The sequence below is a fragment of the Caballeronia pedi genome, from assembly GCF_001544915.2.
GTDB lineage: Bacteria > Pseudomonadota > Gammaproteobacteria > Burkholderiales > Burkholderiaceae > Caballeronia > Caballeronia pedi.
On record NZ_FCOE02000010.1, the window covers coordinates 39208 to 57308 of the forward strand.

Annotated in this window: 18 protein-coding genes; 8 read left to right on the forward strand and 10 right to left on the reverse strand. The window is 64.1% G+C overall.

What is annotated here, in order from left to right:
• Window positions 1-39: 39 nt before the first annotated feature.
• The 3 genes from AWB80_RS17110 to AWB80_RS17120 all read left to right on the forward strand — a co-directional run bounded on the left by AWB80_RS17110 (window position 40) and on the right by AWB80_RS17120 (window position 4248).
• Window positions 40-942, forward strand: a complete 903-nt coding sequence (locus AWB80_RS17110) for a DUF2950 domain-containing protein (RefSeq protein ID WP_244206553.1) — start codon at window positions 40-42, stop codon at window positions 940-942.
• Between the two features lie 198 nt (window positions 943-1140).
• Window positions 1141-1995 (forward strand): bifunctional methylenetetrahydrofolate dehydrogenase/methenyltetrahydrofolate cyclohydrolase FolD, encoded by an 855-nt coding sequence (gene folD / locus AWB80_RS17115; protein WP_061175864.1) that lies wholly within the window; start codon window positions 1141-1143, stop codon window positions 1993-1995.
• 141 nt (window positions 1996-2136) lie between these two features.
• Window positions 2137-4248, forward strand: a complete 2112-nt coding sequence (locus AWB80_RS17120; RefSeq protein ID WP_061175865.1) for a M3 family metallopeptidase — start codon at window positions 2137-2139, stop codon at window positions 4246-4248.
• Between the two features lie 44 nt (window positions 4249-4292).
• On the opposite strand, the gene AWB80_RS17125 is transcribed toward AWB80_RS17120, so the two are convergent.
• Complete coding sequence (locus tag AWB80_RS17125; RefSeq protein WP_061175866.1) at window positions 4293-5570, reverse strand: amidohydrolase family protein; 1278 nt, start codon at window positions 5568-5570, stop codon at window positions 4293-4295.
• An 80-nt stretch (window positions 5571-5650) separates the two neighbouring features.
• Window positions 5651-6136 carry a carbon-nitrogen hydrolase family protein gene (locus tag AWB80_RS17130; protein ID WP_061175867.1) on the reverse strand — a complete coding sequence of 162 codons (486 nt, stop codon included), beginning with the start codon at window positions 6134-6136 and terminating at the stop codon, window positions 5651-5653.
• A 108-nt stretch (window positions 6137-6244) separates the two neighbouring features.
• On the opposite strand from AWB80_RS17130, the gene AWB80_RS17135 reads away from it, so the two are divergent.
• On the forward strand, window positions 6245-7144 hold the full coding sequence (locus AWB80_RS17135; RefSeq protein WP_061175868.1) for a LysR family transcriptional regulator: 900 nt from the start codon (window positions 6245-6247) through the stop codon (window positions 7142-7144).
• Here AWB80_RS17135 and AWB80_RS17140 read toward each other — a convergent pair.
• The gene (locus AWB80_RS17140) at window positions 7128-7712 is read right to left on the reverse strand and encodes a GNAT family N-acetyltransferase (RefSeq protein WP_061175869.1); all 585 of its coding nucleotides are present in this window, start codon (window positions 7710-7712) and stop codon (window positions 7128-7130) included. The genes AWB80_RS17135 and AWB80_RS17140 overlap by 17 nt on opposite strands.
• Before the next feature lie 178 nt (window positions 7713-7890).
• Here AWB80_RS17140 and xth point away from each other — a divergent pair, with 178 nt between their 5' ends.
• Window positions 7891-8673 (forward strand): exodeoxyribonuclease III, encoded by a 783-nt coding sequence (xth, locus tag AWB80_RS17145; protein ID WP_061175870.1) that lies wholly within the window; start codon window positions 7891-7893, stop codon window positions 8671-8673.
• Window positions 8674-8691: 18 nt separating this feature from the next.
• Here the strand turns inward: xth and ntrC are convergent, their stop codons facing one another.
• The 3 genes from ntrC to glnA all read right to left on the reverse strand — a co-directional run bounded on the left by ntrC (window position 8692) and on the right by glnA (window position 13001).
• A complete protein-coding gene (gene ntrC, locus AWB80_RS17150) occupies window positions 8692-10170 on the reverse strand; it encodes a nitrogen regulation protein NR(I) (RefSeq protein WP_061175871.1) in 1479 nt (492 codons plus the stop codon).
• A gap of 109 nt (window positions 10171-10279) precedes the next feature.
• Complete coding sequence (gene glnL / locus AWB80_RS17155) at window positions 10280-11422, reverse strand: nitrogen regulation protein NR(II) (RefSeq protein WP_061175872.1); 1143 nt, start codon at window positions 11420-11422, stop codon at window positions 10280-10282.
• A gap of 163 nt (window positions 11423-11585) precedes the next feature.
• Window positions 11586-13001, reverse strand: coding sequence for a type I glutamate--ammonia ligase (gene glnA, locus AWB80_RS17160; protein ID WP_044041256.1), 1416 nt, complete (start codon window positions 12999-13001; stop codon window positions 11586-11588).
• A gap of 358 nt (window positions 13002-13359) precedes the next feature.
• On the opposite strand from glnA, the gene AWB80_RS17165 reads away from it, so the two are divergent.
• The 3 genes from AWB80_RS17165 to AWB80_RS17175 all read left to right on the forward strand — a co-directional run bounded on the left by AWB80_RS17165 (window position 13360) and on the right by AWB80_RS17175 (window position 14564).
• Entirely contained in the window at window positions 13360-13824 is a 465-nt protein-coding gene (locus tag AWB80_RS17165) for a rhodanese-like domain-containing protein (RefSeq protein WP_061175873.1), read from the forward strand.
• A gap of 72 nt (window positions 13825-13896) precedes the next feature.
• The gene (locus AWB80_RS17170; protein WP_061176032.1) at window positions 13897-14151 is read left to right on the forward strand and encodes a FitA-like ribbon-helix-helix domain-containing protein; all 255 of its coding nucleotides are present in this window, start codon (window positions 13897-13899) and stop codon (window positions 14149-14151) included.
• Window positions 14148-14564: a type II toxin-antitoxin system VapC family toxin gene (locus AWB80_RS17175; RefSeq protein WP_061175874.1), complete on the forward strand. Its 417-nt coding sequence runs from the start codon at window positions 14148-14150 to the stop codon at window positions 14562-14564. The genes AWB80_RS17170 and AWB80_RS17175 overlap by 4 nt, the downstream gene beginning before the upstream one ends.
• Here AWB80_RS17175 and AWB80_RS17180 read toward each other — a convergent pair.
• The 4 genes from AWB80_RS17180 to AWB80_RS17195 all read right to left on the reverse strand — a co-directional run bounded on the left by AWB80_RS17180 (window position 14548) and on the right by AWB80_RS17195 (window position 18027).
• Window positions 14548-15246 carry a copper homeostasis protein CutC gene (locus AWB80_RS17180; RefSeq protein WP_061175875.1) on the reverse strand — a complete coding sequence of 233 codons (699 nt, stop codon included), beginning with the start codon at window positions 15244-15246 and terminating at the stop codon, window positions 14548-14550. The two genes, AWB80_RS17175 and AWB80_RS17180, sit on opposite strands and share 17 nt — an antisense overlap.
• Window positions 15243-16061, reverse strand: a complete 819-nt coding sequence (locus tag AWB80_RS17185; RefSeq protein WP_061175876.1) for a competence/damage-inducible protein A — start codon at window positions 16059-16061, stop codon at window positions 15243-15245. The genes AWB80_RS17180 and AWB80_RS17185 overlap by 4 nt, the downstream gene beginning before the upstream one ends.
• Window positions 16062-16077: 16 nt before the next feature.
• Window positions 16078-16929 carry an EI24 domain-containing protein gene (locus tag AWB80_RS17190; protein ID WP_061175877.1) on the reverse strand — a complete coding sequence of 284 codons (852 nt, stop codon included), beginning with the start codon at window positions 16927-16929 and terminating at the stop codon, window positions 16078-16080.
• 78 nt (window positions 16930-17007) lie between these two features.
• Window positions 17008-18027: a sterol desaturase family protein gene (locus AWB80_RS17195; RefSeq protein ID WP_061175878.1), complete on the reverse strand. Its 1020-nt coding sequence runs from the start codon at window positions 18025-18027 to the stop codon at window positions 17008-17010.
• Between the last annotated feature and the right edge of the window lie 74 nt (window positions 18028-18101).

Sequence of the window (18101 nt, forward strand, 5' to 3'; positions counted from 1 at the left end):
CGCCGCCGACGCGGCGAACGCCAGCTTCAGGAGCCCGACATGAAAACATCCGCCTCATCGAAGAAGCTCGTCCTGCGTGTGTTCGCGGCCGCGACGCTCGTGCTCGGCGCATCGCTCGCGCACGCGCAGGCCGTGTATCCGACCGCCGAAGCGGCTGCGCAGGCGCTCACCGACGCCATCGCGACCAACGACGAAACCGCGCTCGCCAAGGTTCTCGGCAAGGACCACGGCCGTTATGTGCCGGAAGGCAGCATCGGACAGGAGGACATTTACGCGTACCTCGGCGCGTGGGCGCAGCAGCATCGCATCGTCGAGGATCCGCATCCGGTCGACGGCCGTCCGGCCGCGCGTATCGAAGCGGGCACGGACGGCTGGACGCTGCCGATTCCGATCATCAAGGTCGCGAACGGCTGGCGCTTCGACATGCGCGCCGCGCGCGACGAAGTGCTGACGAGACGCATCGGCCGCAACGAACGTTCGGCGATGCAGGTCGCGCTCGCGTTCGTCGGCGCGCAAAACGACTATCACGAGGCGATGAACCGCTACGCCGACCGCTTCGTGAGCACGGCCGGCAAGCACGACGGCCTCTACTGGCACACGGCGGAGGGCGAGCCGGACAGCCCGCTCGGCCCGCTCGCCGCGACGATGCCCAACAAGCCGACCGACAAGGACGGCTACTACGGCTACCACTACCGCATCCTCACGGCGCAGGGCTCGCACGCGCAAGGCGGCGCGAAAAACTACCTGCAGGACGGCAAGCTGACGCAAGGCTTCGCCATGATCGCGACGCCCGCGCGCTACGGCCAGACCGGCGTGATGACCTTCATGGTCAATCAGGACGGAAAGATCTACGAGAAAGATCTCGGTCCGGCGTCGACGCGCGCGGCGGCGGCGATCAAGTCGTTCAACCCGGATTCCTCGTGGCAGGTGGTCACGCCATAAGTCCCGGCGAGATCGCGAGCCGGAACGCGCGCCAGCGCCCGGCGGTATAATTTCGCCCTTCCCAAGGGTGCATTTGCCGAGCAAGCGCCCAGCACCATGCGCGAGCGCCGCGCACCGCCGCCGCCCAGAGCGGCGGGCACGGCGTCGGCTTCACGCCCTCGCGCGCCCTCGCCCATCCTCGATCCGATCCGATTCGCCATGACTGCCCAACTCATCGACGGCAACGCCCTTTCCAAGACCCTTCGCGCCGATGTCGCCCAACGCGCCGCCGCGCTCACCGCCGGTGGACACAAGCCGGGACTCGCCGTCGTGCTCGTCGGCGACAATCCCGCGAGCGAAGTCTACGTGCGCAACAAGGTCAAGGCGTGCCAGGACAACGGCCTGCACTCGGTGATGGACCGCTTTCCCGCGACGCTCGCCGAACACGAACTGCTCGCGCATATCGCGAAGCTCAACGCCGATCCTTCGATCCACGGCATTCTCGTGCAACTGCCGCTGCCGGCGCACATCGACAGCCACAAGGTGATCGAGGCGATCGCGCCGGAGAAGGACGTCGACGGCTTTCACGTCGCCAATGCGGGCGCGCTGCTGACCGGCAAGCCGCTGTTTCGCCCGTGTACGCCCTACGGCGTGATGAAGATGTTCGAGGCGCACGATATCGACCTGAAGGGCGCGAACGCGGTGGTGATCGGGCGTTCGAACATCGTCGGCAAGCCGATGGCGCTGCTCCTGCTCGAAGCAGGCGCGACCGTCACGATCTGCCACAGCAAGACGCGCGATATCGGCAAGCACACGCGCGATGCCGATGTGATCGTCGCGGCGGTCGGCCGCCGCAATATCGTCACCGCCGACATGGTGAAGCCCGGCGCAACGGTGATCGACGTCGGCATGAACCGCAATGACGAAGGCAAGCTGTGCGGCGACGTCGATTTCGCGGGCGTCAGGGAAGTGGCGGGCTACATCACGCCAGTGCCGGGCGGCGTCGGCCCGATGACCATCACGATGCTGCTCGTCAACACGATCGAGGCAGCCGAGCGCGCGGCGCAGGCGTGAAAACCGGCGCGCGACGACATTAATCGGCCCCTTAAAAACAATCGATTGGAATTTGCCCCGCCCGCCCCAATAATCTCGGAGAGAGCCGGCGCGGGGTACGACACGCGCCCGCGCTTTACTCAACACCAGCACGGGAGAATCATGAGCGAAACCACGTCCACCCCGGCAGCGGCCAATCCGCTGCTCGATTTTTCCGATCTTCCGCGCTTCGGCGAAATTCAGCCCGCGCATGTCACCCCGGCGCTCGACGTGCTGCTCGCCGATGCGAAAGCTGCCGTCGACCGCGCGAGCGCGCCGGACACGCCGGCGACCTGGAAGGATGTCGTCGAAGCGGTCGAGCAGGAATCGGAAAAGCTGTCGCGCGCGTGGGGCGTCATCGGGCATCTGAACGCCGTTGCCGATACCCCCGAATTGCGCGCCGCGCACGCCGAAAACCTGCCGCGCGTCACCGAATTTTCCGCGAGCGTCGGCCAGAATCTGGCGCTCTACGAGAAGTACAAGGCGATCGCCGCAGGCGACGAGTTCGCCGGTTTGTCGGCCGAGCGCAAGAAGATTCTGGAGAATTCGCTGCGCGATTTCCGCCTGTCGGGCGCTGAATTGCCCGAAGACCGCAAGCCGCGTTTCGCGCAATTGCAGGAAGAACAGGCCGCGCTCGCAAAAGCGTTCTCCGATCACGTGCTCGATTCGACCAACGCCTACGCGTACCTCGTCACGCAGGAAAGCGATCTCGCCGGCCTGCCCGATGATGTGATCGAAGCGGCGCGCGAAGCCGCGCAACGCGACGCCAAGGATGGGTGGAAATTCACGCTGCATTTCCCGTCGTATTTCCCGGTGCTGCAATACGCCTCGCATCGGCCGATGCGCGAGGCGATGTATCGCGCGTACGCCACGCGCGCGTCGGAACTCGGCGGCACGTACGGCGACGGCAAGGCCGAATGGGACAACACGGCGAATGTCGTCGAAAATCTGAAGCTGCGTGATGAGGAAGCGAAGACGCTCGGCTATCAGAACTTCGCGGAAGTGTCGCTCGCGCCGAAGATGGCCGAATCGCCCGCGCAGGTGATCACGTTCCTCGAAGACCTCGCCAAACGCGCGCGCCCCTACGCCGAAAACGACTGGATGGAACTGCGCGCGTTCGCCGCCACCGAACTCGGCATGCCCGAGTTGCAGCCGTGGGATATCGCGTATGCGGCCGAAAAGCTGCGTCAGAAGCGCTATTCGTTCTCCGAGAACGAAGTGAAGCAATACTTCCCGCAGGAAGCCGTGCTGAAGGGCCTGTTCAAGGTCACGGAAACGCTCTTCAACGTGTCGATCCGTCGCGACGAAGCCGCCGTGTGGAATCCGGACGTGCGTTTCTTCCGCGTCGAGAACAAGGACGGCACGCTCGTCGCGCAGTTCTATCTGGATCTGTATGCGCGCGAAGGCAAGCGCGGCGGCGCGTGGATGGACGACGCGCGCTCGCGTCACAAGCGCACGCAAGGCGGCGTGCAGACACCGGTCGCCTATCTGACCTGCAATTTTTCCGCGCCGGTGGGCGGCAAGCCCGCGTGCTTCACGCACGATGAAGTCATCACCCTGTTCCACGAGTTCGGGCACGGCCTGCATCACATGCTGACGCGCATCGACGAGCTGGGCGTGTCGGGCATCAACGGCGTCGAGTGGGATGCGGTCGAACTGCCGTCGCAGTTCATGGAGAACTTCTGCTGGGAGTGGGACGTGCTCACCGACATGTCCGCGCACGTCGAGACCGGCGCGCCGCTGCCGCGCGAACTGTTCGACAAGATGCTCGCCGCGAAGAACTTCCAGAGCGGTCTCGGCACGCTGCGCCAGATCGTCTTCTCGATGTTCGACATGGTGCTGCACACGTCCTACGACGCGGCCAGCGCCACGCAAACCGTGAACGACCTCGCGCGCGAAATCAACCAGAAGTTCCATGTGATTCCGCAGGCGCCGTTCTCGCGCTGGCCGAATACGTTCAGCCATATCTTCGCGGGCGGCTACGCGGCGGGCTACTACAGCTACAAGTGGGCCGAAGTTCTATCCGCCGATGCGTACGCCGCGTTCGAGGAAGCCGCGAAACTCGCGAACGGCTCGGTGCTCGATGCGACGACGGGCACGCGCTATCGCCGCGAGATTCTCGAAGTCGGCGGCAGCCGTCCCGCGATGGACTCGTTCAAGGCGTTCCGAGGCCGCGAGCCGAACATCGACGCGCTGTTGCGTCACAACGGCATGTCGGAGCCGGCGCTGCAATAAGCCGCTCGCACGAACAACCCCGGTCCGCAAAAGACCGGGGTTTTTTATCGCCTGTCGATCCTGAAGTCCACTTCCGATGGCCGCCCTTCCAGCGTCAGCGTCGCTCGCACCGCAGGACTGCGGCTCACGACTTTGCCGCGCCGAACCACAGCCGTGCGCGCCGCGCGCAGGCGGATCGCTTCGATAGGATCGCGTGCGTCGAGCACGACGCAATCCGCGTTGCATCCCACTTCGATGCCATAGCCGTCCAGTCCGAGAATGCGCGCGGGGTTCTTCGTCACCGCGTCGAAGCATGCGCGCATCGCGTCCACGCCCGTCATCTGCGCGACGTGCAGGCCCATGTGCGCGACTTCGAGCATGTCGCCCGAGCCGAGGCTGTACCACGGGTCCATCACGCAATCGTGGCCGAACGCGACCGTGATGCCCGCCGCCATCAGTTCCGGCACGCGCGTCATGCCTCGTCGCTTCGGATAGGTATCCGAACGCCCTTGCAGCGTGATGTTGATGAGCGGATTCGCGATTGCCGCGACGCCTGCCTCGCGCATCAACGGAATGAGCTTGCTGACGTAGTAGTTGTCCATCGAGTGCATCGACGTGAGGTGCGAGCCGGTCACGCGTCCGTGCAGGCCGAGCCGATGCGTCTCGGCGGCGAGCGTTTCGATGTGGCGCGACATCGGGTCGTCGGATTCGTCGCAGTGCATGTCCACGCGCAAGCCCTGTTCCGCCGCGTATTCGCATAGCAGTTTCACCGACGCCGCGCCGTCGGCCATCGTGCGCTCGAAGTGCGGAATGCCGCCGACGACATCGACGCCCATCGCGATCGCGCGCTTCAGGTTGTCGAACGCGCCCGCGCTGCGCAACACGCCGTCCTGCGGAAAGGCGACGAGTTGCAGATCGAGATAAGGCTTCACGCGCCGCTTCACTTCGACGAGCGCCTCGACGGCGAGCAGACGCGGATCGCAGACATCGACGTGCGAACGGATCGCGAGCAGCCCGCGCGCGACGGCCCAGTCGCAATACTGCAACGCGCGCTCGACGAGCGCTTCCTGCGTGAGCTCGGGCTTCAACTCGCCCCACAGCGCGATGCCTTCGAGCAGCGTGCCCGATGCGTTCACGCGCGGCAGGCCGTAGGAAAGCGTCGCGTCCATATGAAAGTGCGCATCGACGAAGGGCGCGGTGACGAGCGCGCCGTTCGCGTCGATTTCCTCGCGCGCGGTAGCGGCGAGCTGCGGTTCGATCGCGGCGATGCGCCCCGCTTCCATGCCGATATCGACGAGCTCGCGCGCATCCGCGAGCGCCGCGCGGCGAATGATCAAATCCATGTGCGAAGCCTCCGTCCGATGTGTTCGTTCGATGTGTTCGTTCGATTGTATCGGGACAGAAAAGCCGTGCGGCGCTCGATTCAGCCCGTCGCGCGATTGCGGCCGATGATCGCGAAACTGAGCGGCAGCGAACCGCGCGGCATCGCGCGTTCCGTGTTTGGCGCGAGCGGCGCGCGATGCGGACGGTCGCCGCGCTTCGGCGCCACGAGCAGCGTCGCACCCGTGAGCGCCATCGTCCGTACGCTCTCGACCACGTCGTTGTCCTCGCCGATCAGAATGTGCACGCGCGCGCCGCCGGGCGAGCGGATCGCGTAGCTTTCGTAGCGGCGCCCGTCGTCCGTGCGCTCGATCCAGCCGACGCCTGCCGCAACGCCGGTCTGCTCGACGGCGGCGGCGATGGCGTCGTCCTCCGGCGCACCGATGCCCGATTGCGGAAACAACGCCAGTTGCACGCCTTCTCGCGCCGCTTCGGCGAGCTTGCCGATGATGCGTGTGCGATTGCACGCGTCGTCGCCAGACTGCGATTCAAACGCAATCACGGCAATGCGAAACGAAGTGGCATCCATGCGAGGCTCCGGCAGAAACTGAGGGATAGCCTCATTGAAACGCCCGCGCATCGATAAGTAAAATGAATGTTTCGATCGATTCGATCGCCAAATGGAATCGAATATCTGATGGAACTCCGACTCCTGCGCGCCTTCCTCACGATCGCCGATCTGCGCCATTTCGGCCGCGCATCCGAAGCGCTGCATCTGAGTCAGCCCGCGCTCAGCAAGCAGGTCGCCGCGCTCGAAGCGAGCCTCGGCGCGCGCCTGTTCGAACGCGGCCGTCACGGCGCGGATCTGACGACGTTCGGCGCGAGCTTTCTCGCCGATGCCCAGACGCTGGTGCGCGACGCCGACGCCGTACTCGCCCGCGCGCGCGAGGCCGCGAACGGCACGCGCGGCTTTCTGCGCGTCGGCCTGTGCTTGTCGACGCTCACGCATGTGCCGAAGCTGATCGCCGAGTTTCGCGTGCTCAATCCGGGCGTGAGCATCACGCTGCACGATCTTTCGTCGCATGAGCAGACGCGCCGCATCCTCGCCAACAAGCTCGATGTGGGATTCATGCGCATGCCGGCCGGCGCCGGGCTTGCGGGTTTCACCGTGCTCGACGAGACGCTAGCGCTCGCCGTGCCGGAGCACACGCGCTTCAAGCGTCTGCCCGCCGATCTCGATGAACTGAACGAGCCGGGTTTCATCGCGCTGTCGCGCACGCGCGGGCCGGGCCTCGCCGCGCAGATCGACCGCTGGTGCGCCGCGCACGGCTTCGTGCCGCGCGTGATCCAGGAAGCGGACGATATCCAGTCCGTGCTGGCGTCGGTGGCGGGCGGCGTGGGCGCGGCCTTTTTGCCGTCGCGCGCGCAATATCTGCTGCGCGATGCGCGCGTGCTGACCCTGCGCGATCAGGCCGCGCGATGGCGCGTCGGGCTTGCGTGGCAGGCCGAGCGCGATGATACGGTGACGCAACGTTTCGTCGCGTTCATGAAAGCGCGCGTGAAGGAACTGAAGGCGCGCACTACGCTCGACGGTTGAGCTTCGCGAGCAGCATCGCTTTCACGCCGGGCCATTCGTCGTCGATGATCGAAAAGCGCACCGAGTTGCGCTTGCGGCCGTCGGGCATGATGCGCTCGTGCCGCACGATGCCCTCCTGTTTCGCGCCGATGCCGAGGATCGCCGCGCGCGATTTTTCGTTGAGCTCGTCGGTGGTGAATTGCACGCGCACGCAGTGCATCGCTTCGAACGCGTGGGTCAGGAGCAAAACCTTCGCCTCCGTGTTGATGCCCGTGCGCTGCGTCGATGCCGCGAGCCACGTATGGCCGATCTCGAGCTTGCGGTTCGCGCGATCGATCTTCCAGTAACGCGTGCTTCCGACGACACGATCATCGCCGGTTCGGACGATCACGAACGGCATGACCGTGCCCGCATCGCGGCCGGCGAGCGCCGTGTCTATATAACGGTCGATCGTGTCTTCGTTCGGCACGACCGTCACGCTGAGGTTCCAGAGTTCGCCATCGGCGGCGGCAGCGAGCAAGGCGGCGCGGTCATCGCGTTGCAGCGGGCGAAGCGTGACGCGTTCGCCGGTCAGAGTGGGTTGTGGCATCGGATGCGAGCGGGTTGGTCGTGAGACGCCATCATAATTCGTCGCGCTACGCCTGCGAAGGCAACCGACGCGCAGGATCGCGCGCCGTCGCTTAATGGGTATCATGCTGGATCGAAGTCGAACGCAACTGCCGCTCGTCAGCCAGCAGACGACATCAAACCAACACCCTGTTCACGCAATGAAAATCGCCACCTGGAACGTCAACTCCCTCAAAGTCCGCCAGCAGCACGTCATCGACTGGCTCGCGCTCTCGGGCGTCGATGTGTTGTGCCTTCAGGAACTCAAGCTCCCCGACGAAAAATTCCCGCGCGCCGAACTCGAAGCCGCCGGCTACAAAAGCTGGTTCGCCGGGCAGAAGACCTATAACGGCGTCGGCATTCTGGTGCGCGCCGATGCCGGCTTCGAAGTCGATGAAATCGGCGTCGTGCGCAACATCCCCGGATTCGAGGACTTGCAGCAACGCGTGATCGCCGCGACGATCGACGGCGTGCGGATCATCTCCGCCTATTTCCCGAACGGACAGGCGCCCGGCTCCGAGAAGTTCGCCTACAAGATGCGCTGGCTCGATGCGCTGCGCGAATGGCTGCGCGAGGACATGGCGCGTCACCCGCAGCTCGCGCTGCTGGGCGATTACAACATCGCGCCGGAAGACCGCGACGTGCACGATCCGAAGGCGTGGGAAGGACAGAATCTCGTCTCGCCCGAAGAGCGCGCGCACTTCGCGCAACTCGTCGAACTCGGCCTGACCGATGCCTTTCGCAAGTTCGAACAGCCCGAGAAGCTCTTCACGTGGTGGGACTATCGGATGCTGGCTTTTCGCCGCAACGCGGGACTTCGCATCGATCACATTCTGCTGTCGGAGCAACTGGCGGCGCGCTGCTCATCGTGCGAAGTCGACAGAGTGCCGCGCAAATGGGATCAACCGTCGGACCACGCACCCGTGATCGCGACGATCGACTGATCCCGGTTCAAACGACGATCACGCGTCGAGATGCAGCTCCTGAATCTTGCGCGTGATCGTATTGCGGCCGATACCCAGCCGCTCCGCCGCTTCCACCTTGCGCCCGCGCGTGAAGTCGAGCGCCTCGCGAATCACCGCCGCTTCGAAACGGCGCGCGAGTTCGTCCATTACATCGGCGGAATTTTCGCGTAAGAGACGCGCAACTTCCGTGCGCAAGCCGTTCTCCCACACGCCCGCCGGCGAGCCCGCGACCGGCGCAGCAGCGGCACCGTTGGTGACCGCTGGTGTCGGCGCGACCGAGCCATCGGTCGACACCGCGATGCTCTCCGCCGCATATTCCTGGCGCGGCGTGAGATCGGGCGGCAGATCCTTCTGCTCGATCACCTGCGCGGGCGCCATCACCGTGAGCCAGTTGCACAGGTTCTCCAGCTGACGCACGTTGCCCGGAAACGGCAGCGACGCGAGATACGCCAGCGCGCTATCGGACACGCGCTTGGGCTCGACGCCCAGATCGCGCGCGCTCTTCTGCAGGAAATGACGCGTCAGCAGCGGAATATCTTCGCTACGCTCGCGCAGCGCCGGCAAGCGCAGGCGAATCACATTCAGGCGGTGATACAAGTCCTCGCGGAACAGCCCTTGCCGCACGCGCGATTCGAGATTCTGATGCGTCGCCGCGATCACGCGCACGTTCGCCTTCAGCGGATTGTGCCCGCCCACGCGATAGAACTGTCCGTCCGACAGCACGCGCAACAGACGCGTCTGCAAATCGAACGGCATATCGCCGATTTCATCGAGAAAGAGCGTGCCGTTCTCGGCCTGCTCGAAGCGGCCCTGACGCATCGCCTGCGCGCCGGTGAACGCGCCGCGCTCGTGGCCGAACAGTTCGGACTCCAGCAGATCCTTCGGAATCGCCGCCGTGTTCAGCGCGATGAACGGTCCGTTCGCGCGTGGGCTATGTCGGTGCAAGGCGCGCGCGACAAGCTCCTTTCCGGTGCCTGATTCGCCCGTGATGAGCACGGTCGCCGCGGAGTGCGACAGCCGGCCGATCGCGCGGAACATGTCCTGCATCGCGGGCGCCTGACCCAGCATTTCGGGCGTCTCGGTCACGCGTTCATCGACGGCCGCTTCGCCGCGCATGCTTTCGTCGACGGCGCGGCGGATCAGCTCGACCGCCTTGTCGACGTCGAACGGCTTGGCGAGGTACTCGAACGCGCCGCCCTGGAACGCAGCGACCGCGCTGTCCAGATCCGAGAACGCCGTCATGATGATGACGGGCAAGCCCGGCAAGCGGTCGCGCACGGTCTGCAGTAATTCGAGCCCGGAGCCGCCCGGCATGCGGATATCGGAGACGAGCACTTGCGGGCTTTCTCCTTCGAGCGCGGCAAGCGCGTCGCGCACGCCGGAGAAGCTGCGCGTGGTGAAGTTTTCTCGTGCGAGCGCCTTTTCCAGCACCCAGCGGATGGATTGGTCGTCGTCTACTATCCAGATCGGCTTCATATCGTTCGGCGAGATGTCTTCGTATGGTTCGGTGTGAGCCCGTCGAAACGGTCAGGCTTCGAAGCCCGATGTGTCACATGCTTGTCGTGACGTCGCTGGTCGATCGTGATCAATTCTCAAACGGCAACAAAATGGCGAATTCGGTGCAGCCCGGTTTGCTCTCCACTTCGATCAAGCCATCGTGCTGATGCACGAACGATTGCGCGAGCGTGAGGCCGAGACCGCTGCCGTCTTCCCGGCCCGACACGAGCGGAAAGAAGATCCGGTCGCGGATCTCGCTGGGGATGCCCGGACCGTTGTCAGTGATATGCAAGTCCAATGCCAGTTTGTGCAGCTTTTTGCCGATCGTCACCTTGCGCGCGATGCGCGTGCGCAGTTCGATCTTCGCATCGCCCTGTGAAATGCGTTCCTTCAGCGCTTCGGCCGCGTTGCGCACGATGTTCAGCAACGCCTGGATCAACTGCTCCTTGTCGCCGCGCAAATCGGGCACGCTGACGTCGTAGTCGCGCTCGATCGTGAGGCCGCGCGGAAACTCCGCGAGGATCACCGCGCGCACGCGCTCGCACACTTCGTGGATGTTCACATCGCCGACGATATGCGGATGCCGGTGCGGCTCCAGCAATCTGTCGACGAGCGTCTGCAGGCGATCCGATTCCTTGATGATGACCTGCGTGTACTCGCGCAACTCGTCGCGTTCACGGGCGCCCAGCTCGAATTCGAGCAGTTGCGCCGCGCCGCGAATGCCGCCGAGCGGATTCTTGATTTCGTGCGCGAGATTGCGGATCAGTTGCTTGTTGACCGCGGTGAGATCGTGGATGCGCTCTTCGCGATCGGTGCGCAAATGGCGCTCGTTCTCGAACAGTTCGAGCAGCACGTAGTCGGGCGCCGCTTCCAGATAACCGACGATCGCATGCACATGCACCGGTTCGCGCGTCTGACGCTCGAGCACCGCGTCGAGGCGCGTCGCGTTGAAGCGGTTCTCCGCGATCGATGCGATCGTGGTCGCCATCTCGTCCGCGTTGGCGAACAGATCCGGCCAGTTCATCTGCGTCAATTGCTTGCGCGACATCTCCAGCATCGATTCCGCCGAAGGGTTCGCGTAGGCAATCCTCAGGTGGCGCATGTCGAGCACGAGGACGACCGTGGGCAGTGCTTCGAGTCCCGGCAGCAGACCGGTCGTCGAGAGGTGCGAGTCGTCGGAGAGCGCGTCGGCGTGGCCTTTGCGTGCCTTGATGAGGTTCTTTAGCACCATCGAGCAGTGAATGAGGTCGTTCGTGACACCGATCTTCTTGTCGATCTATGACATTGCGGCGATTAAAAAAGGGACGGCGCGCCGTCCCTTTTCTTCACTGCATCGCATGCGTCGCGCGCTTCATCGGACTACTTTCGACGATACGCGCTTCGATCATGCCGCTTTAGAGCGAGTAGTACATCTCGAACTCGATCGGATGCACCGACTGACGATAACGCTGCAACTCCTGCGTCTTCAGTTCGATGTAGGCGTCGAGCATCGAATCCGTGAACACGCCGCCGCGCGTCAGGAACTCGCGATCCGCGTCGAGCGCGTCGAGTGCCTGGTCGAGGCCCGCGCACACGGTCGGGATCTTCTTGTCTTCTTCCGGCGGCAGGTCGTACAGATTCTTGTCCGCGGCTTCGCCCGGATGAATCTTGTTCTGCACGCCGTCGAGACCCGCCATCATCAGTGCCGAGAAGCACAGGTACGGGTTCGCGAGCGGGTCCGGGAAGCGCGTTTCGATACGGCGGCCCTTCGGGTTGCTCACGTGCGGAATACGGATCGATGCCGAACGGTTGCGAGCCGAGTAAGCCAGCTTCACGGGCGCTTCGAAGTGCGGCACGAGACGCTTGTACGAGTTCGTACCCGGGTTCGTGATCGCGTTCAGCGCGCGCGCATGCTTGATGATCCCGCCGATGTAGAACAGCGCGAATTCCGACAGGCCAGCGTAGCCGTTGCCCGCGAACAGGTTCTGGCCGTCCTTCCAGATCGACTGGTGAACGTGCATGCCCGAGCCGTTGTCGCCGACGATCGGCTTCGGCATGAAGGTCGCCGTCTTGCCGTACGTGTGCGCCACGTTATGGATGATGTACTTCATTTGCTGCAGCCAGTCCGCGCGCTGAACCAGCGTCGAGAACTTGGTGCCGATTTCGTTCTGGCCCTGGCCCGCCACTTCGTGGTGGTGCACTTCGACCGGAATGCCGATCTGTTCGAGCAGCAGACACATTTCCGAGCGGATGTCCTGGAACGTGTCGACAGGCGCTACCGGGAAGTAGCCGCCCTTCGTGCCCGGACGGTGACCCGTGTTGCCGCCTTCGAATTCCTTCGCCGACGACCACGGCGCTTCTTCCGAGCCGATCTTCACGAACGTGCCCGACTGGTCCGTGTTCCACTGCACCGAGTCGAAAATGAAGAACTCCGGCTCCGGACCGAAGAAGGCGGTGTCGCCCAGGCCCGAGCTCTTGAGATAGGCTTCCGCGCGGCGTGCCAGCGAACGCGGGTCGCGCTCGTAGCCCTTGCCGTCGGCGGGTTCGACCACGTCGCAGGTCAGAACCAGCGTGGACTCTTCGTAGAACGGGTCGATGAACGCGGTGTCCGCGTCCGGCACGAGCAGCATGTCCGACGCTTCGATGCCCTTCCAGCCTGCGATGGACGAACCGTCGAAAGCGTGGCCGCTTTCAAATTTGTCTTCGTCGAATGCCGAGACCGGCACGGATACGTGTTGTTCTTTGCCGCGCGTGTCGGTGAAGCGGAAGTCGACGAACTTGACGTCCTCGTCCTTGACGAGTTGCATGACGTCGGCCACGGATTTACTCATTACCTATCTCCTGATTAACAAAAGTCGGCGAATCGCTTCGCCGCCCCGACCAATCCTGTACATCGATTCAATCGAGGATCGAAAAGCAGCTTCCGTGCCAAGCGCACCAACTTTGCGCTAAGCGCTTGAAGCAGCGCACGTTTTGAATGACACCACTTCGCGTTGCCGGACGGTCGATCGTTTGTCGTCCGCTTGTCTCGCACCTTTCTGGTGCGCTCCGGATTATGCAGTCTTACTAAAGCACCGTTTGCGTGCATTGCACCAATAATGCGCATTCGCCGTCTGGCCGGACGCCCATCCGATCGCCCGACGCGCCACGCTAGAATGATTCTTTGCGCTTAACGGAGGCCGACACATCATGAGCACGCTCGAACAACTGTATAGCCAGGCCGGCAGACGCGCCGCCGACAGCAATCTGACCTATGCGGGCGCCTTCTCGCCCGCCGAGGCGTTCGAACTGCTGCAGCTCGACCCGCGCGTACGCCTGATCGATGTGCGCACGCGCGCCGAACTCGACTGGGTCGGCCGTCCGGCGATCGATGGCGCGCAGTACGCGCATATCGAATGGATCCGCTACCCCGGCTCGGTGCCGAACGCCGAGTTTATCGAACAATTGCGGCAGGTCGCCACCCCGGATACGCCAGTCGTGTTTTTGTGTCGCAGCGCCGCGCGTTCGAAACTGGCGGCAGTGGCGGCGCAGAAGGAAGGCTATGCGCAGGCGTATGACCTGCTGGAAGGCTTCGAAGGCGACAAGGATGGGCAGGGACATCGGAAAACCGTGGCGGGATGGTGTTTTCGCGGGCTGCCGTGGATTGGGGCTTGAGTTCAGCGCATCGCTCATCCATGCATGCAGGTCTTCTATAATGAAGGCATTGCATTCAAAATGGTGAATGAGATGGCTATGCTAACTGTACGGAATTTGCCTGATGAGGTGCACCGGGCTCTACGATTGCGCGCGGCGGAACACGGCCGGAGCACCGAAGCAGAAGTACGCGACATACTGGAAGCCGCCGTGAAGCCGGAGGGACGCGTAAAACTCGGTTCGTTCCTGACTGGGTTCGGTCGTGAGTCCGGTTTGAGCGACCACGAGTTCGCCATCTTCGAGAACATCCGTGACCGGACGCCGGCCAAGCCTGTGAGTTTCGAATGATCTTGCTGGATACGAACGTGGTCTCCGAGTTGTTTCGTCTGGCTCCGGATATGAAGGTCATCGAATGGATCGATGCGCAGCCGCTGCAAACGCTCTATTTGTCCGCGATCACCGTGGCGGAGATGCGATGGGGCGTCGCACAGCTCCCTGCTGGCAAGCGACGTGATGCGCTGAACGCGAAGCTCGAAGAGGGCTTGCTGCCGCTGGTCGCGACACGCGTATTGCCGTTCGACATCGACTGCGCTCAAAGCTACGCCGATCTGATGACAAAAGCCCGCGCCGAAGGGCGTGGCGTCGCACTGGCGGACGGCCTCATCGCCGCAGTCGCCGCTGCCAAAGGTCTCGCCGTCGCCACTCGCGACACATCGCCTTTCGAGGCCGCAGGTCTGAAAGTGTTCAACCCTTGGGATTAGGCAAAAGTCCGCGCACGCGCCTGACGCTCTCCTCGTCGACCGGCGCGAGTCCTTTCCCGCCGACTCTGACGCCCGAGCCGAAATGCACCGCGCGCACGCCCGTCGATGCGACGAACGGCGCGACCGCATCGACGGTCAGTCCCGCGCCCGCCAGCACCGTGCAGCGCGTCCCGGCCGCCTTCCCGACGAGTTGCGCGATCGTGCCCTGCGCGTCCAGCACCGACGGCTTGCCGCCCGACGTCAGCACGTTCGTCACGGCATCGAATCGCAGCAGCGTATCGAATGCGGCGAACAGATCGCGCGCTTCGTCGAATGCGCGATGGAAGGTGACCTGCAAACCATCCGCGGCTTCGATCACGCGCGCGAGACCTTCCGTGTCGATATCGCCATTCGCGCTCAGCATGCCCGTGACGATCGCGTTCGCCCGCGTTTTCGCGATCGCGCGCACGTCGCGGAGGATGACCGCGTAGTCATCGGCATCGTAGACGAACGAGCGGCTGTGCGGCCGCACGATCACGTTCACCGGAATATCGACCGCATCCACCACGGCTTCGATCAGACCGATGCTCGGCGTCAGCCCACCCTCGCCCATCGCGGTGACGAGTTCGAGCCGGTCGGCGCCGCCGCCTTGTGCCGCACGTGCATCGGAAACGGTCGTCGCGATGACTTCCAGCAAGGTCACTTCGTTTCCTCCGGCGGCACTTCCACGACTTCGCCGCCCAGCGCGATCACGCCCTCGCGCAATACCTCGAAGGCCGCGTTCGCTTTCTCCGGATCGCCCTTCACGCCCAGATCGATGTGCGAGCGCGCGTAGAGCGCGCCGCGCGCCGCATCGCCGACGCTCGGCAGGCTGAAGGCGCGCACGCCTTCGAAATCGCGCTCGATCGTCACCATCAGCGGCGTGATGCGCGACTCCGGCAGGCCGAACACGAGCAGCGAGCGCTCGACATGCGGGCTCGCGTGATGCAGATGCGCGTACTTCGTGTCGAGCACCCATTCGATCATCGGCCAGGCCATCACGGGAAAGCCCGGCACGAAGTGATGATCGCCGACGGAAAAGCCCGGAATCCGGTTGTAGCTGTTCGGAATGATCGACGCGCCCTGCGGGAACGTGCCCATGTTCAGCCGATGCAGATTCTCCGGCGATTCCAGCTCGACCGGCTTGCCGGCCTGCGCGGCCGTTTCGCGGATGCGGGCGCGGATGAGTTCCGCCGCTTCCGGATGCAGCGCGAGCGGCACGCCGAGCGCCTGCGCCGCGCACTGGCGCGTGTGATCGTCCGGCGTCGCGCCGATGCCGCCCGTCGAGAACACGATATCGCCCGATGCGAAGGTACGCGCGAGCGTCGCGGTGATGCGCGCGGGATCGTCGCCGACGTATTCGGCCCAGTCGAGCGCCAGCCCGCGCGCGCTCAGCAATTCGATGATTTTCGGCAGATGCTTGTCGGTGCGGCGGCCGGACAAGATCTCGTCGCCGATGATGATGACGCCAATGCCCATGAAAGCCCCTTGATTCTTACAGTGAAACGTCGCGGGATTCGACCGTGATCGCCGGATAGCGCGGCTCGTTCGCGCGCACGCGCTCGAGCGCGTGCAGACAGTAATGCGCGAACCACAGCGCGGAAAACACGAGGATGAACGCATACGCCCAGATCGTCACGACGGCGACCACGGGAAACAGCGGTAGCAGCCACACCGACCATGCCCAGAGCATCGTCGGCACGGAACTCAGGAGGCCGCTCACGATGCCGATGCCTAGGAGCGGCCAGCGCGCGTCGCGCACGATCGCGCGGCGCTCGTCGGCGCTGGCGTGCAGCGCGAGCGCGTCGTAGGTCATCACGCGATAGGTCAGCCAGCCCCACAGCAGCGGCGGAATCAGCGCGAAGAACGGCGGAATCAGCCACAGAGGCAGCGTGACGACGAGCAGCACGAGGCACACGACCGTGGTCACGACCGAATGTCCGAGGCTGCCGTACCACGAGCCGCCGCGCCGTTCTTCGAGCGACGAATAATGGCCCTTCGGCTGGCGCGTGAGCAGCTTAATGACGCCGGGCATCGAAATCGTCGCGATCAGCAACAGCACCGTGACGACGATCAGCGGCACCGTCATGATGACGACGAGAAACGGCGCGATCACCGCGTGCAGCGCCGAAAATCCGACCGCGTCGAAGAGCCGGTACATCGCGGTCGTGAGGGACCAGCCGTCGAGCCAGCTATTCGCCGCGCCGGTGAGCGTCTGCCAGAAAAACCAGAGGAGCGCGCCCCACACGACCGTGGCGACGCCGAAGGGCATCAGCGTCAGCCAGAGCATGCGCGGATGAAAGACGTTCGCGAGCGCGCGCACGAACGAACGCAGCAAGTCACTCATGCGTGATTCGTAGAAGAAGAAAGAAGAACCGACAGGATAAACCAGCGCCGCGCGCGGGCGCTGGTCTTGCGGGCAGGCTCAAACGGCCGCCGAGTTGTCCGATGCGGACGCGCCCGCGCGGCGTGCGGAAAGGCGCGCGGCAATGCGCTTGAATGCGAGCCAGTGCTGCTCGATGAAGCCATCGCCGTAATGGACCGCCGCCACGCCCGGCGCGCCGAGCTGGTCGCGTATGCCGGTGGGCTCGACGGTGCGGTCGAACGATGCCGAACGGAACAGGATGTCCCAGAACGAGAACAGCACGCCGAAGTTGCAGCCGTAGGTGGTGCCTTCGTGGCCGAAGCCGATCGCGTGATGGCGGCGATGAAACGCCGGACTCACGACAATCCGCTCGCCGAGCCAGCCGTAATGCAGACGGATGTTCGCGTGCTGCAGGCTCTGCATGAAATTGGTGATGGCGACGAGCACGACGAACTGCGACGGCTCCACGCCGATCACGAGCGCGACGCACGCGAAGAAGCTCGCCTGCAGGATATCGTCGAGCAGATGGTTGCGGTCGTCGGTCCAGAGCGACATCTTCTGCTGGCTGTGATGCACCGCGTGCAATTCCCACCAGATGCCGATGCGATGCTCCAGCCGGTGATACCAGTAGCCGGCGAAATCGAGAATCAGCAGATAGATGACGAAGGTGACGAGCGGCTGCGTCGTCACGCCCGGCCACAGGTTGTCGATCTCGAGATTCGGCACGTTATGGATGCGCAGCCAGCTTTGCATCGAATCGAAAAGCGGCTGGAACGTGAAGAAGAAAAACAGATTGAGAATGCCGAGCTTGACGATCCACGTGTAGAGCACGTCCACGCGCACGCCCTTGCGGTCCTTCCACGTTTCCGCGGGACGGAACGCTTCGAGCGGGCGCAGGAGCGCGTACATGGCGAGCACTTCCAGCACGCCGACGATCACCCAGTAGAGCGCGTCATAGGTGTCCTCGTCGTAGTCCATCATGCCGAACTTGAACAGCGCGGGCTGGACGACGTCGACATAGAGCAGCGTCTGCAGCCAGGAAACGAGCCCGTCGAGCGACAAAAGAATGGAATGAAACATGGTGCTCCGTGGTGCTGGGGCCGTCCGGTGCGCCGGCCTTTCCTCAATCGTAGTATAGGGCGCGGCGGGCGCCC

Coding starts and splice junctions, on each gene's coding strand:
- AWB80_RS17125 (WP_061175866.1), bottom strand. CDS start 5,570: ATGGATTTGATCATTCGCCGCGCGGCGCTCGCGGATGCGCGCGAGCTC.
- AWB80_RS17175 (WP_061175874.1), top strand. CDS start 14,148: ATGATCTTGCTGGATACGAACGTGGTCTCCGAGTTGTTTCGTCTGGCT.
- AWB80_RS17135 (WP_061175868.1), top strand. CDS start 6,245: ATGGAACTCCGACTCCTGCGCGCCTTCCTCACGATCGCCGATCTGCGC.
- AWB80_RS17185 (WP_061175876.1), bottom strand. CDS start 16,061: ATGGGCATTGGCGTCATCATCATCGGCGACGAGATCTTGTCCGGCCGC.
- AWB80_RS17165 (WP_061175873.1), top strand. CDS start 13,360: ATGAGCACGCTCGAACAACTGTATAGCCAGGCCGGCAGACGCGCCGCC.
- AWB80_RS17170 (WP_061176032.1), top strand. CDS start 13,897: ATGGCTATGCTAACTGTACGGAATTTGCCTGATGAGGTGCACCGGGCT.
- AWB80_RS17110 (WP_244206553.1), top strand. CDS start 40: ATGAAAACATCCGCCTCATCGAAGAAGCTCGTCCTGCGTGTGTTCGCG.
- AWB80_RS17120 (WP_061175865.1), top strand. CDS start 2,137: ATGAGCGAAACCACGTCCACCCCGGCAGCGGCCAATCCGCTGCTCGAT.
- glnL (WP_061175872.1), bottom strand. CDS start 11,422: ATGGTGCTAAAGAACCTCATCAAGGCACGCAAAGGCCACGCCGACGCG.
- AWB80_RS17140 (WP_061175869.1), bottom strand. CDS start 7,712: ATGCCACAACCCACTCTGACCGGCGAACGCGTCACGCTTCGCCCGCTG.
- xth (WP_061175870.1), top strand. CDS start 7,891: ATGAAAATCGCCACCTGGAACGTCAACTCCCTCAAAGTCCGCCAGCAG.
- ntrC (WP_061175871.1), bottom strand. CDS start 10,170: ATGAAGCCGATCTGGATAGTAGACGACGACCAATCCATCCGCTGGGTG.
- folD (WP_061175864.1), top strand. CDS start 1,141: ATGACTGCCCAACTCATCGACGGCAACGCCCTTTCCAAGACCCTTCGC.
- AWB80_RS17190 (WP_061175877.1), bottom strand. CDS start 16,929: ATGAGTGACTTGCTGCGTTCGTTCGTGCGCGCGCTCGCGAACGTCTTT.
- AWB80_RS17130 (WP_061175867.1), bottom strand. CDS start 6,136: ATGGATGCCACTTCGTTTCGCATTGCCGTGATTGCGTTTGAATCGCAG.
- glnA (WP_044041256.1), bottom strand. CDS start 13,001: ATGAGTAAATCCGTGGCCGACGTCATGCAACTCGTCAAGGACGAGGAC.
- AWB80_RS17195 (WP_061175878.1), bottom strand. CDS start 18,027: ATGTTTCATTCCATTCTTTTGTCGCTCGACGGGCTCGTTTCCTGGCTG.